The organism is Devosia ginsengisoli (genome assembly GCF_024707105.1).
Lineage (GTDB): Bacteria > Pseudomonadota > Alphaproteobacteria > Rhizobiales > Devosiaceae > Devosia > Devosia ginsengisoli_A.
Genome location: NZ_JANQAJ010000011.1, coordinates 740,897 through 754,199, shown reverse-complemented (window position 1 = coordinate 754,199; position 13,303 = coordinate 740,897). Strand labels below are relative to the sequence as shown.

Genomic DNA, 13,303 nt, shown 5'->3' with positions numbered 1-13,303 from the left:
AGCATTGCGCTTGCCGCCCCCTTGCACTACCGTCATCGGCGACACGCAATGAACAGTGCGCTCGGGCGCCGCCGGCTTGGCCGGTTCCGGCGACCGCGCACGACAGGAGACTTCTGTGACCGATTCCGATCGGTCCGCTGCCGGGCTTTCGTCGCTTGACGAGCCGGCAATCCGTGCCCCGTCCGTTCCCGGACTGGCGGGGAGGGCAGGGGGCAATGCCCCCATGCCTGCAGCGGACAAGCGGACGCCAGCCGCCCCGAATCCGCGCAAGCATCGCGGCCCCATCTATGCCGCGCTCGATCTGGGCACCAATAATTGCCGCCTGCTGATCGCCCGCCCGCATGATCACGGTTTCCGCGTGCTCGATGGCTTTACCCGCATCGTCCGCCTGGGCGAGGGCGTTTCCGTCACCGGGCGGCTGAGCGATGCAGCCATGGAGCGCACCATGGAAGCCCTGCGCCAATGCCGCAACAAGCTGCGCGAGCATCAGCCCGCCCGCATGCGGCTGATCGCGACCGAGGCCTGTCGCGCCGCCGAGAATGGCCCGGCCTTCCTCGCCCGCGTCAAGGATGAGCTGGGGCTCGAGCTCGAAATCGTCGATCGCCGCACCGAGGCCGAACTGGCTGTAACCGGCTGTGCCGATCTCATCGAGGGCGGCGCCGCAGGCGCTCTGATGTTCGATATCGGCGGCGGCTCGTCCGAACTGGCCTGGCTCGATTTTCGCGGCGGCCGCCCCAGGGCGCAGGGCCGCATGTCCGCCTCGATCCGTTCCTGGCAGTCGCTGCCGGTGGGGGTCGTCTCCATTGCCGAGAAATTCGGCGGCGTCGATGTCACCCCTGATGTCTTCGAGGCCATGGTGCTCCATGTGTCCGAGCATCTGCGCCAGTTCCGCGGCCGCGAAAAGCTGCGCCAGATGATCGCCACCCATCCGGTGCATCTGATCGGTACGTCGGGCACGGTGACCACGCTGGCCGGGCTCCATCTGGGGCTGGAGCGCTATGAGCGGCAGAAGGTCGATGGCCTGTGGATGAAACGCAGCGATGTCGACGACACGCTCAAGGTGCTGCTGTCCATGCCGTTCGACCGTCGCGTGTCCCATCCCTGCATCGGCCGCGACCGTGCCGATCTCGTGCTGCCCGGCTGCGCCATTTTCGAAGCCATCAGGCGCGAATGGCCCACCGAGCGCGTGCGCGTCGCCGATCGCGGCCTGCGCGAAGGCATCCTGATTTCCCTGATGGACGCTGACCGCACCCAAAGTCGCGCGTCGCGCTATGTCCGGAGGAATGGCAATGGTGGATAAGGCTCTCGGTACGGGCGGCCGCAAGTCCGACAAGGATCTCAAGATCCGCGTGAAATCGGCCAAGGGCCGCAAGGTCAGCTCCACCAAGTGGCTGGAGCGCCAGCTCAACGACCCCTATGTGGCCCGTGCCCGCGCCGAAGGCTATCGCTCCCGTGCCGCCTTCAAGATTCGCGAGATGGACGAGAAGCACAAGCTGTTCCGCAAGGGCATGCGCGTGGTCGATCTGGGCGCCGCGCCCGGCGGCTGGTCGCAGGTGGCGGCCAAGGCCACCGGCTCCACGCCGGCCAATCCGCTGATCGTGGGCATCGACTATCTCGAAATGGACCCGATTCCCGGCGTCATCCTGCTGCAGAAGGATTTCACCGACGATGATGCGCCCGCCATGCTCATCGAAGCCATGGGCGGCAAGAAAGCCGACCTTGTCATGAGCGACATGGCCTGGCCCACCACTGGCCATCGTCCCACCGATCACCTGCGCATCGTCCAGCTCATCGAGATCGCCGCGGCTTTCGCGCTCGACGTGCTGGCGCCCAACGGCACCTTCGTCGCCAAGGTGTTCCAGGGCGGCACCGAGCATGAACTGCTGCATATGCTCAAGCGCCATTTCAAGACCACCATGCACGCCAAGCCGCCATCCAGCCGGCAGGATTCGGCCGAGGCCTACCTCATTGCCAAGGGCTTCAAGGGCAGTAACGATACTGTGCCAGGCGAAGGCGAATACGACCGCTAAGGCACTTCATCCCGCCTGGGAGATGAAGCGTCGGCCCTAATGAGGATGCGGCGCCTTCGTCAGCTCGTGCCCGGCATTCTTCGGCAGCCGCATGAACATGACAGTGGAAATCGCACAGATCGCGCCGACCACGAAGAATGCGGCGTGGAAGTCCGACAGCAGCAATGTGCCGTCGCCGCGCAATACCTGCGTCGCCTCCAGCACGCCCCCGCCCACGGCGATGCCCATGGCCATGGTCAGTTGCGAACTCACCTGGCTGATCACATTGGCCTGGCCGGCATCCTTGTCGTCGATATCGGCGAAGACGAATACGCTTGAGCCGGTCCAGAAGGTGGAGTTCCAGAACCCGGTGAAGACCAGGATGCTGATGATCAGCGGCACCGGCGTTTCGGGTGTATAGAGCCCCATGACCACGATGCCGAGTGCCGAAATGGCGGTCGAGATGATCAGCGACAGCTTGAAGCCGAGTTCCTTGAAGATCCAGTCGGCGAAGAACTTGGCGATGATGGCGCCCACCGCCCCGGCAAAGGTCACCATGCCGGATTCGAACGGCGTCATGCCGAAGATCAGCTGCAGCATCAGCGGAAACAGGAACGGCGTCGCGCCCTGTCCCAGCCGGAAGGCCGAGCCGGCCACGATGGCGCTGCGGAAATAGGGAAAGCGGAACAGTCGCACATCGAGCAGCGGATAGTCCGTGCGCAGGGCATGGCGCACATAGATCGCGCCAATTCCGATGCCGACCACGGTGGCGATGACCCCGATCACAGGCGGCAGGGCCGGCAGGCTGATCACCGACGTGCCGAAGGCGAAGAGCGCAAAGGCCGTGCCCGCCAGCACGAAGCCGCCCATGTCGATCCGCCGCGGCGCATTGCGCTGCGTATCGGGCATGTACCGCCCCACCAGCAGCACCCCGACAATGCCGATCGGCACGTTGATGAGGAAAATCCAGTGCCAGCTCAGGAAGGTGGTGAGAAAGCCGCCGAAGGGCGGTCCCATGATCGGGCCGATCAGCCCCGGAATGGTCAGCCAGGCCATGGCATTGACCAATTGGTGCCGCGGCGTCGCCCGCACCAGCACCAGCCGCGCCACCGGCGTCATCATCGCTCCGCCCATGCCCTGGAGGAAGCGGGCGACCACGAAGGCCAACAGCGAGCCGGAAACCGCGCAGGCCACCGAGCCGACCATGAACACGATCATGGCGACGCGGAACACGTTGCGCGCCCCGAACCGGTCGGCCATCCAGCTCGAAACGGGAATGAAGATAGCTAGGGCCACCAGATAGGCGGTCAGCGCCAGTTTCAGCGAGATCGGGTCGGTGCCGATATCCTCGGCAATGGCCGCCAGCGAGGTGGCGATGACAGTCGCGTCCATGTTCTCCATGAACAGCGCCGTGGCCAGAATGAGGGGCAGGATGCGTGACACGGTTTCTCGCCGGGAAGCTCCCGGTCACTCCTTCTCGATAACGGCGTTTCGGTGGCCCGAAACATTGCTGCCCGCATCGGCCGGCAATCGGAAATAGATGAGGCTCGCACAGGCGCTCAGCCCGCCGACCACGAAAAAGGCGATCTGGAAATCGACCAGGGTCAGTTCCCCGCCATGGGTCCGCGTGCTGATTTCGAGAATGGCGCCGGCCACCGCCACGCCGAAGGCCACGCTGAGCTGCTGGGCCACCGCCACGATGGCCGTGGCCTGGCTTGCTTCTTCATCGTCCACATCGGCATAGCCGATGGCATTGGAGCCGGTGAAGAACACTGACCGCAGGATGCCGCCGGCCAGCAGGATGCCCATCATCACCGGCACCGGCGTGTCGATGTTGAACAGCCCCTGCGCGGCGATCAGCAATCCGCCGAACAGCGATGCGAAGCCCAGCACGCGGGGAAAGCCGAGGCGCGCAAAAATGTGCTCGGCGATGAATTTGCTCATGATCGCGCCGATGGCCGAAATGAAGGTGATGGCCCCCGATTGGAACGGATTGAGCCCGAAGCCGAGCTGCAGCATCAGCGGCAGCAGGAACGGCACGGCACCCACCCCGATGCGGAAGAACGAGCCCCCCGTGATCGACGAACGGAACAGCCGGTGTCGCAGCAAAGCCGGGTCGAGCAGCGGGAACTTGGTCCGCCGCGCATGCAGCAGGTAGAAAATGCCGGCGGTAACCCCGACCGCGATGGTCAGGTAGCCATAGATGATCGGCAGTGCTGGCAGGCTCACCACCGACAGCCCGAACACGCAGCCGGCAAAGGCCATGCCCGCCAATACGAACCCCACCGTATCGACCGGTCGCGGATTGCGCGCATCGGGCACGTTGAGGAACTTGCCGGCCAGGATGATGCCGGCAATGCCGATCGGGATATTGATCCAGAAGATCCAGTGCCAGCTCAGATAGGTCGTCAGGAACCCGCCGATCAGCGGCCCTGTCAGTGGCCCCAGCAGCCCGGGAATGGTGAGCCAGGCCATGGCCGAGACCAGCTCGTTTCGCGGCGTCGAGCGCACCAGCAGCAGGCGCCCCACTGGCGTCATCATCGAGCTGCCGATGCCCTGGAAAAAGCGCGACATCACGAAGGTTTCGAGCGAGAACGAAAACGAGCAGGCGAGCGAGCCCAGCATGAACACGAAGATGGCCAGCCGGAAGATGTTCTTGGCCCCGAACCGGTCGGCCATCCACCCGCTGATCGGAATGAAGATGGCCAGCGCCACGAAATAGGCCGTCAGCGCCAGCTTGAGCGCGATCGGATCGGTACCGATATCGGTCGCGATCGCTGGCAGCGACGTGGCGATGACGGTCGAATCCATCTGTTCCATGAACAGGGCGACCGCCAGGATGAGGGGTGTGACGCGGATCACGGGAATTGGTCCGGGGAGGAATCGAGGCTGCGGCAGGCGACGCTGGTAGTATGAACGCCGCCACCGCTGCTGAAAAGATGCAAACCTGAGCTTGTATGGTAGATTTCTGCCTTATCGACACGCCTTTAGTCCAACAACGCGCCTTTCTGGCGCGGCGCGCCACCCCGGCATCGGCCGCAGCTCTGCCATGCATGCCAATCCCGCCCTTTCCAAACCGGCAACCCGGTGCTATTGACCCTCGCCAACCTGAGCCCGGCGAATCCTCTTGCCCGGTTCGCACTCCAACATTTCTGATTGCATCAGAAGGCAGGAAAGGTCTGGCCTTGGCGAAGATTATTACTACCGCAACCGGCGATTACGCCCTGACCTTCGATGACGTGCTGCTGCAGCCGGCGCGCTCCGACATCCTGCCCACCGAAACCGACATTTCCACCTATGTCACCAAGGACATAGCGCTCAATCTTCCCATCCTGTCTTCGGCCATGGATACCGTCACCGAAAGCGGCATGGCCATCGCCATGGCCCAGGCCGGTGGCATGGGCGTCATCCACAAGAACCTCACCGCCGCCGAGCAGGCCGAGCAGGTCCGCCAGGTCAAGAGTTTCGAGTCGGGCATGGTGGTGAATCCCATCACCATCGGCCCCGACGCCACCCTGGCCGATGCGCTGGCCTTGATGCAGGCCAATCGCATTTCCGGCATTCCGGTGGTCGAGAATGGCGGCACGGGCGGCCGCGCCGTCGGCAAGCTGGTCGGCATTCTCACCAATCGCGACGTGCGCTTCGCCTCCCATCCGGCCCAGCCCATCCGCGAATTGATGACAAGGGAAAACCTGGTCACCGTGCGCGACGGCGTCTCCAAGGATGAGGCCAAGGTGCTGCTGCACAAGCACCGCATCGAAAAGCTGCTGGTGACGGACGCCGATGGCCGCTGCACCGGCCTCATCACCGTCAAGGATATCGAAAAGGCCCAGCTCAACCCCAACGCGGTCAAGGATGCACAGGGGCGCCTCCGCGTCGCCGCCGCTTCCACCGTGGGCGATCAGGGTTTTGAACGCTCGCTGGCCCTGATCGATGCCGGCGTCGACCTCCTGGTCATCGACACCGCCCATGGCCATTCCGTGCGCGTTGCCGAGGCCGTCGAGCGCGTCAAGCGCGAGAGCAATTCCACCCGCATCGTCGCCGGCAATGTCGCCACTGCCGAAGCCACTCGCGCGCTGATCGATGCCGGCGCCGACTCGGTCAAGGTCGGCATCGGCCCCGGCTCCATCTGCACCACGCGCATCGTCGCCGGCGTTGGCGTTCCCCAGCTCGCCGCCGTCATGGCCTGCGCGGAGGAGGGGGCCAAGCAGGGCATCCCGGTTATCGCCGATGGCGGAATCAAATTCTCAGGCGACATGGCCAAGGCATTGGCGGGCGGCGCTTCCTGCGTCATGGTCGGCTCGCTGCTGGCCGGCACCGACGAAAGCCCCGGCGAGGTCTACCTCTATCAGGGTCGCTCCTACAAATCCTATCGTGGCATGGGTTCGGTCGGCGCCATGGGCTCCGGCTCGGCTGATCGCTATTTCCAGCAGGATGTGCGCGATCAGATGAAACTGGTCCCCGAAGGCATCGAGGGCCAGGTGCCCTATAAGGGCGCCGCTGGCGCCGTGCTGCATCAGCTCGCCGGCGGCCTGCGCGCTTCCATGGGCTATACCGGCGCCCACAACCTCAGGGACTTCCGCGAAAACTCCGTCTTCGTGAAAATCTCCGGCGCCGCCCTCAGCGAAAGCCACGTTCATGACGTGACGATCACCCGCGAAGCCCCGAACTACCGCAGCGGCAGATAGGCCGTCCCCGCGGCGCCAGCCCCGATGTCATCCCGGCCTTGAGCCGGGATCCATCCCGAGATAGCGCGAACGAGCCCGCGGCCTATGCCGGCAGCACGATCACCTTCGTATCGACAGGCGTCTTGTTGTAGAGGTCGAGCATGTCCTGGGTGAGCAGGCCGACGCAGCCGCTGGAAACGCCCTTGCCGATCGTTTCGGGCATGATGGTGCTGTAGATCGTGTAGAGCGTATATTTGCCGTTCTGGTAGAGATAGAGCGTGCGTGCGCCCAGCGGATTGTCCAGCCCGGGCGGCATGCCGTTGGCATAGGGGGCGGCCTCCGGCTGGCGCGCGATCATTTCCTTGGGTGGCGTCCAGACCGGCCATTCCGCCTTGCGCCCGATATAGGCGTCCCCGCTCCACAGGAAGCCGGCGCGGCCGACATTGGCGCCATAGCGTGTGGCGATGCCATCACCCTCGATGCGATAGACATAATAGTGCTTGGGATCGACGATGATGGTGCCCACGGCCTCGTTTGACGCGTAGCGCACCGTGCGGCGGAGATACTTGGGATCGACCTTGTTGATATTGACGGCCGGGACCGGGAAGCGTTCGTCGGGCAGCGGCCCATAGACCTTTTCTGCCTCGGCAAAGCTCATGCCGCCGGTCGAGCAACCCGCCAGGCCGAGCGCAGCCAGGGCGGCGGAACCGACCAGAAACGACCGGCGCCTCATGCGCTCACCGTGTGCTACATCATCCATGGTCATGAGGTCCCAGCTCCTTCATCGGCGCAGCGTCGCGCCGATGAAGATTGGTCCGGCAAAGCGCGATTGGCAAGCGCGATGAGCGATGAAACCGGGCAGGGCCGGGTGGCCGTAGCCTTCTAGCCCATCTTCCGCTTGTGCTTGTCGTTATACGGGTTCTCGCTGCCCCCGCGCACCCACAGCCGGATCGGCGTGCCCTTGATGTCGAAAGCCTCGCGCAGCCCGTTGATCAGGTAGCGCTGATACGCCATCGGCAGTGCCTCCGGCCGCGATGCGAACAGGATGAAGCTCGGCGGCCGCGTCTTGGCCTGCGTCATGTAGCGCAGCTTGAGCCGGCGTCCGGAAACGGCCGGCGGCGGGTGTCCCTCGACCATGCCGGCCAGCCACCGGTTGAGTCGCGCCGTCGATACATGCACGTTCCAGTTCCGCTCGATGGCGAAAATGGCGTCCATCAGCTTGTCGATATTCTTGCCCGTCAGGCCCGACAGCGTCACCAGCGGCACGCCGCGCAACTGCGGCAGCAGGCGCTCGCAGGCCTCGCGCAGGCTGGCCAGCGCCGCATTCTTGTCCTCGATCAGGTCCCATTTGTTGACCGCGATCACCAGCGCACGCCCCTCGCGCTCCACCAGATCGGCCAGCGCCAGGTCCTGCTTCTCGAACGGAATGGTCGCGTCGAGCATCAGCACGACGACTTCGGCATATTGGATCGACCGCAGACTGTCGCCCACCGCCAGCTTTTCCAGCTTCTCGGTGACGCGCGCGCGGCGGCGGATGCCGGCGGTATCGACCAGGTTGATCACCCGGCCTTCCCATTCCCATGGCACCAGGATCGAGTCGCGCGTAATGCCTGCCTCGGGGCCGACCAGCACGCGTTCTTCGCCCACCATGCGATTTATCAGCGTGGATTTGCCGGCATTGGGCCGGCCGACAATGGCCACGTTGAGATAGCGCTTGGGGTTCCAGCGCAACGTCGCTTCGTCGCCTTCACCCTCGAGCATGTCCTCGGTGATGTCGACATCCACCTCGGGCAGTTCGTCGAGATCGGCGATTTCCTCGGTGCTCTTTTCCGCTTCGGCTTTGTCGATGGCCGCCGATACGATGGAATAGAGTTCCGACAGGCCCAGCCCGTGCTCGGCCGAAAGCGGGATCGCCTCGCCGAAACCCAGCTTGAACGCCTCCACCAGTCCGGCTTCGGCCGCGCCGCTTTCCGCCTTGTTGCCGACCAGATGCACCTGCTTGCCGGCCTTGCGCAAAACCTGGGCGAAGCGCTGATCCAGCGGCACCACGCCGGCACGGGCGTCGATCATGAAGAGGATGACGTCGGCTTCGCGGATCGCCAGCTCGGTCTGCTGCCGCATCCGGTCTTCCAGGCTCCCGTCACTCACGTCCTCATAGCCGGCCGTGTCGAGAATGCGGAAAGTCAGGTCGGCGATCCGCCCCTCGGCCTCGCGTCGGTCGCGGGTCACGCCCGGCGTATCGTCCACCAGCGCGATCTTGCGACCGACCAGGCGGTTGAACAGCGTGGATTTGCCGACATTCGGACGACCGACAATGGCAACGGTGACGGTCATGCGGCGGGGTTCCGATCCGGCGTCAGGCGAAAGCGGCCGCTTATTCAGCGACCGGTTCGGCCTCGGTGGTGGCAGCAGGCTCATCCGCTGTCGGGGTCTCGGCGACAGGCGCTTCATCGCTGACGATTTCGTCGATGGCGCTGGCCGCGGCCTCGGCATCAGCCGCCGGCGCGTCGGCAATGGCGCCCTGCGACAGCAGTTGCGCCAGATAATAGCCCATGCGGTTGCGCACATTGCTCTGGGCCATCGGGTCGTTCACCACGGCCTCGAAACTCGCCTGCGCGGCGGTGAAGTCGCCAGCCTTGTACTGCGCCAGCCCCAGCGCCTCGCGCGCCGCATTGCGCAGCGGGCTGCCTTCGGCGGCAATGCTGCCCACCCGCGACTCGACATCGGCCAGCGTGCCCTGGTCCACCATCAGCGTGGCGCCCAGCACCAGCGCCAGCTCGCGCAGGCGCGGATTGGACTGGCTATTGGCCAGCTCGTCATAGGCGGCCACGGCGTCGGCAATGGCGCCTTCACGGGCCATCACGCCCGCCTTGCGGAACTGCGCCAGCACCGGATAGCTACCCGAACCGTCGGCAATCAGCGTATCGAGCTGGCTCTGCGCTGCCGGCAGGTCGCCGCCATCGATCAGGTCGAACGCGGCATAAAGCTCGTCGGACGACTGGGCCGCATTGTTGGCGTGATACCAGGACCAGCCTTCATTGACAGCCACCAGCGCCACTACGGCCACGGCTGCGCCGATCACATAGGGCCCGAAACGCCGCCACAGGGCGCGCATGCGATCGCTGCGCAGCTCCTCATCGATTTCCTGGAAGATATTGTCCTGGGACATGGCCTGCCTAAGGTCGTCACTCGAATTGCGCGCACGTTTAGCATGGCTCCCATGGAAAGCAAATGCGCCCCCGGAATCGCCTCATCGTATGCCCGCCAGGTCGGGAGGGTGCTGCCCTCCGCCCATGCGCCCCAGCGGCCATTCGGCCAGATAATCGGGCCGTCTTATGCCCGGCACCGTATGCACCAGCCAGAACGATCGCACCGCCCAGCGATAGGGCCGCCGCAATTGCCGCTCCGGCACGCGTTCGGGCCCATACCAGATCGTCAGATGCGGCGCGATCGAAGGGCGTCCGGCCCGCAAGCCGCGTCGCTGCATCTCCCGCCCGATATCGCCGTAGAGTCCCAGCAGGTCCCGCGCCCCGTTCGAACAGCTCAGCACGGTCGGATATTGCGCCCGTCCGCCTGTCTTCGGTCGTTTGCCGGCAAAGGTCTGCACCGTGTCGAACACGATATCGAAGCCCGGCCGCCGTACCGCTTCGCCCACCTCCAGCGCCTCATGCAGCAGATCGCCGGCGATTTCCCGCCCGCGCTGCACCATATGCAGCGACACATGCTGCCGCTCGGCCCGCACCACATTGCGCACGCCGAACCGCCGCCCCAGCCGCTCCGCCCCGCGCTCGATTTCCTGCGCCAGAGCCGGGGGCGGCAGCAGTGTGAAATAATACCGATGCTCCAGCGCCTTCGCTTCCGCTACAGCAGACGCCCCACCGAAAAGCTCGAATTGCATCTCCATGACATGGCTCATTGTTCCCTATTTGTTCTTTCTAGAACGACCGATGACCGCGGTCAACCGCAACCCTCGCGGAATCCCGTCACACTTGTAACTCCCGCCCTGGCTCTCCGCCGGAATAGCGTTCTCGCATCACGATGGAGGAACGGACGTGGCGGTATTGGCAACAAAGAGGACGGGCGTTTCGTTACGCGCATGGAAGGTCGATGTGCCCGGTTGGCTCAGATTCGCCGCTGCCCCTACCTTCGCGCTGATGGGCGGCATCTCCGCCGTCAGCTCGCCCGGCATGATCATCTGCACTTCCGCCATGCCCTGGTCGCCGATCAACGATATGGCCCTGATGTATCTCCTGATGGCCATCTTTCATCTGTCACCGTGGCTGACCCTCGTATCGGCCCGTTTCCCGCGCTAAACCCCAAGGATACCGACAATGCAACATGCTGTAGTTTCACGCGATGAGTGGCTGGCTGCCCGCCGGGACCTCCTGAAAGCGGAGAAAGAGGTCACCCATCTTCGCGACAAGGTCGCGCAGGAGCGCCTTGCCTTGCCATGGGTCCGTATCGAGAAGGAATACGTGTTCGACACGCCGGAGGGGCCGCGCACGCTTGCCGAGCTGTTCGACGGCCGGTCGCAGCTTCTGGTGCAGCATTTCATGTTCGCGCCGGGATGGAAGGAAGGCTGCCCGAGCTGTTCCTATATGGCCGATCACACCGACGGCATGAATCTGCATCTGGCCCATCACGACGTCACCATGGTCGCGGTGTCGCGCGCCCCGCTGGCCGATCTCGAGCGCTACCGCCGTCGCATGGGCTGGCAATTCCGCTGGGTCTCATCGAATGGCAGCCCGTTCAACTACGATTTCCGGGTCAGCTTCACGCCCGAAGAGGTGACCAGCGGCCATATCGACTACAATTTCGGCGAGTGGGACGAGACCGGCGAGGAATGGCCCGGTGTGAGCGCCTTCTTCAAGGACGAGGCGGGCAATATCTTTCACACCTACTCCACCTTCGGCCGAGGCGTGGAGGTGATGATGGGCACCTACGCCATGCTCGACCTCATGCCCAAGGGCCGCAACGAGGAAGAAGGCATGGACTGGGTACGCCGGCACGACCGCTACAAGTAGCTATCGCGCCGCCTGGCACTATTCCCACTCGATGGTGCCGGGCGGCTTGCTGGTGACGTCATAGACCACCCGGTTGATGCCGCGCACTTCGTTGATGATGCGCGTGGCGGTCTTGCCGAGGAAGTTCATGTCGAACTGGTAGAAATCGGCCGTCATGCCGTCGACCGAGGTCACGGCGCGCAACGCGCAGACGAATTCATAGGTCCGCCCGTCGCCCATCACGCCCACCGTCTGCACCGGCAGCAGCACGGCAAAAGCCTGCCAGATCTTGTCATATTGGCCCGACTTGCGGATTTCATCGAGATAGATGGCGTCCGCCTGCCGCAATATGTCCAGCTTCTCCGGCGTGATGCCGCCCGGGCAGCGGATGGCAAGGCCCGGGCCGGGGAAGGGGTGCCGGCCGATAAAGCTCTCGGGCAGGCCCAATTCGCGCCCCAGCACGCGCACTTCGTCCTTGAACAGCTCGCGCAGCGGCTCGACGAGCTGCATGTTCATGCGCTCGGGCAGCCCGCCCACATTGTGATGGCTCTTGATCGTCACCGACGGCCCGCCAGTAAACGACACGGATTCGATCACGTCCGGATACAGCGTGCCCTGCGCCAGGAACTGCGCCCCGCCCAGCTTTCTGGCTTCTTCCTCGAATGTCTCGATGAACAGCCGCCCGATGATCTTGCGCTTGGTCTCGGGGTCCGATTGCCCCTCGAGTTCCCGCAAAAACACCTTGGACGCATCCACATGCACCAGCGGAATATTGTACTGGTCGCGGAACATCGTCACGACCTGCTCGCTCTCGTTGAGCCGCATCAGCCCATGATCGACATAGATGCAGGTGAGCTGGTCGCCGATCGCCTCGTGGATCAGCACGGCCGCGACCGAGGAATCGACCCCGCCCGAAAGCCCGCAGATCACCTTGCCGCTGCCCACCTGGGCACGGATTTTCTCGATCATCTTCTGGCGGTAGGCCGCCATTGTCCAGTTGGCGTCCACGCCGCAGATCTTGTGCACGAAATTGGCATAGAGCTTGGCGCCATCGGGCGTATGCACCACTTCGGGGTGGAACTGCACCGCCCAGATGCGCCGTGCCTCGTTGGCGATCATGGCAAAGGGCGCATTGGCCGAGGTGCCGACCACCTCGAACCCCTCGGGCAGGGCCACGACGCGGTCGCCATGGCTCATCCACACCTGATGCTCGCTGCCCAGCGCCCACACGCCGTCATAGAGCGAAGCAGCCTTCTCGACCTTGACTTCCGCCCGGCCGAATTCGCGGTGGTGCCCCGCCTCCACCTTGCCGCCCAAGGCCATGCACAAAGCCTGCTGCCCATAGCAGATACCCAGGATCGGCACGCCCGCAGTTAGGATTGCCGGGTCGATGGTGGGCGCATTCTCGTCCAGCGTCGAAGCCGGGCCGCCTGACAGCACCACGCCGGCCGGCTGCATCGCCAACATGGCGGCGCCGGCGCTCTGGAAGGGGTGGATTTCGCAATAGACGCCGGTCTCTCGAATGCGGCGCGCAATCAGCTGGGTGACTTGCGAACCGAAGTCGACGATGAGGATCGATTGCGGGCGGTCTTGCGTATCTGTGCTGTGCATGGCGAGCCATTAT

General features: G+C 64.5%; 12 protein-coding genes. 5 read left to right on the top strand and 7 right to left on the bottom strand.

Features of this window, described 5'->3' with window-relative positions; genetic code table 11:
* Positions 1-115: 115 nt before the first annotated feature.
* Both NVV79_RS17715 and NVV79_RS17710 read left to right on the top strand, forming a co-directional pair.
* A complete protein-coding gene (locus tag NVV79_RS17715; protein ID WP_303991967.1) occupies positions 116-1,300 on the top strand; it encodes a Ppx/GppA phosphatase family protein in 1,185 nt (394 codons plus the stop codon).
* Positions 1,290-2,030, top strand: coding sequence for an RlmE family RNA methyltransferase (locus NVV79_RS17710; protein ID WP_146288613.1), 741 nt, complete (start codon positions 1,290-1,292; stop codon positions 2,028-2,030). The genes NVV79_RS17715 and NVV79_RS17710 overlap by 11 nt, the downstream gene beginning before the upstream one ends.
* 36 nt (positions 2,031-2,066) lie before the next feature.
* Here the strand turns inward: NVV79_RS17710 and NVV79_RS17705 are convergent, their stop codons facing one another.
* Positions 2,067-3,452: an MFS transporter gene (locus NVV79_RS17705; protein ID WP_303991962.1), complete on the bottom strand. Its 1,386-nt coding sequence runs from the start codon at positions 3,450-3,452 to the stop codon at positions 2,067-2,069.
* A 24-nt stretch (positions 3,453-3,476) separates the two neighbouring features.
* A complete protein-coding gene (locus NVV79_RS17700) occupies positions 3,477-4,829 on the bottom strand; it encodes an MFS transporter (protein WP_303992766.1) in 1,353 nt (450 codons plus the stop codon).
* Between the two features lie 365 nt (positions 4,830-5,194).
* On the opposite strand from NVV79_RS17700, the gene guaB reads away from it, so the two are divergent.
* Complete coding sequence (gene guaB / locus NVV79_RS17695; protein ID WP_303991960.1) at positions 5,195-6,697, top strand: IMP dehydrogenase; 1,503 nt, start codon at positions 5,195-5,197, stop codon at positions 6,695-6,697.
* 82 nt (positions 6,698-6,779) lie between these two features.
* Here the strand turns inward: guaB and NVV79_RS17690 are convergent, their stop codons facing one another.
* The 4 genes from NVV79_RS17690 to NVV79_RS17675 form a co-directional block, all read right to left on the bottom strand.
* Complete coding sequence (locus NVV79_RS17690) at positions 6,780-7,442, bottom strand: L,D-transpeptidase (protein WP_303991958.1); 663 nt, start codon at positions 7,440-7,442, stop codon at positions 6,780-6,782.
* A gap of 116 nt (positions 7,443-7,558) precedes the next feature.
* The gene (der, locus tag NVV79_RS17685; protein ID WP_303991955.1) at positions 7,559-9,010 is read right to left on the bottom strand and encodes a ribosome biogenesis GTPase Der; all 1,452 of its coding nucleotides are present in this window, start codon (positions 9,008-9,010) and stop codon (positions 7,559-7,561) included.
* Positions 9,011-9,050: 40 nt separating this feature from the next.
* The gene (locus NVV79_RS17680; protein WP_303991952.1) at positions 9,051-9,845 is read right to left on the bottom strand and encodes a tetratricopeptide repeat protein; all 795 of its coding nucleotides are present in this window, start codon (positions 9,843-9,845) and stop codon (positions 9,051-9,053) included.
* Positions 9,846-9,926: 81 nt separating this feature from the next.
* Entirely contained in the window at positions 9,927-10,580 is a 654-nt protein-coding gene (locus NVV79_RS17675; protein WP_303991950.1) for a 2'-5' RNA ligase family protein, read from the bottom strand.
* Between the two features lie 205 nt (positions 10,581-10,785).
* On the opposite strand from NVV79_RS17675, the gene NVV79_RS17670 reads away from it, so the two are divergent.
* Positions 10,786-10,989 (top strand): hypothetical protein, encoded by a 204-nt coding sequence (locus NVV79_RS17670; RefSeq protein ID WP_303991947.1) that lies wholly within the window; start codon positions 10,786-10,788, stop codon positions 10,987-10,989.
* Positions 10,990-11,007: 18 nt separating this feature from the next.
* Positions 11,008-11,700: a thioredoxin family protein gene (locus tag NVV79_RS17665; protein ID WP_303991945.1), complete on the top strand. Its 693-nt coding sequence runs from the start codon at positions 11,008-11,010 to the stop codon at positions 11,698-11,700.
* A gap of 18 nt (positions 11,701-11,718) precedes the next feature.
* Here the strand turns inward: NVV79_RS17665 and guaA are convergent, their stop codons facing one another.
* Entirely contained in the window at positions 11,719-13,290 is a 1,572-nt protein-coding gene (gene guaA, locus NVV79_RS17660) for a glutamine-hydrolyzing GMP synthase (protein ID WP_303991942.1), read from the bottom strand.
* Positions 13,291-13,303 lie beyond the last annotated feature (13 nt).

Coding starts and splice junctions, on each gene's coding strand:
- NVV79_RS17680 (WP_303991952.1), bottom strand. CDS start 9,845: ATGTCCCAGGACAATATCTTCCAGGAAATCGATGAGGAGCTGCGCAGC.
- NVV79_RS17665 (WP_303991945.1), top strand. CDS start 11,008: ATGCAACATGCTGTAGTTTCACGCGATGAGTGGCTGGCTGCCCGCCGG.
- NVV79_RS17690 (WP_303991958.1), bottom strand. CDS start 7,442: ATGACCATGGATGATGTAGCACACGGTGAGCGCATGAGGCGCCGGTCG.
- guaA (WP_303991942.1), bottom strand. CDS start 13,290: ATGCACAGCACAGATACGCAAGACCGCCCGCAATCGATCCTCATCGTC.
- der (WP_303991955.1), bottom strand. CDS start 9,010: ATGACCGTCACCGTTGCCATTGTCGGTCGTCCGAATGTCGGCAAATCC.
- NVV79_RS17700 (WP_303992766.1), bottom strand. CDS start 4,829: ATGGAACAGATGGATTCGACCGTCATCGCCACGTCGCTGCCAGCGATC.
- NVV79_RS17710 (WP_146288613.1), top strand. CDS start 1,290: ATGGTGGATAAGGCTCTCGGTACGGGCGGCCGCAAGTCCGACAAGGAT.
- NVV79_RS17675 (WP_303991950.1), bottom strand. CDS start 10,580: ATGGAGATGCAATTCGAGCTTTTCGGTGGGGCGTCTGCTGTAGCGGAA.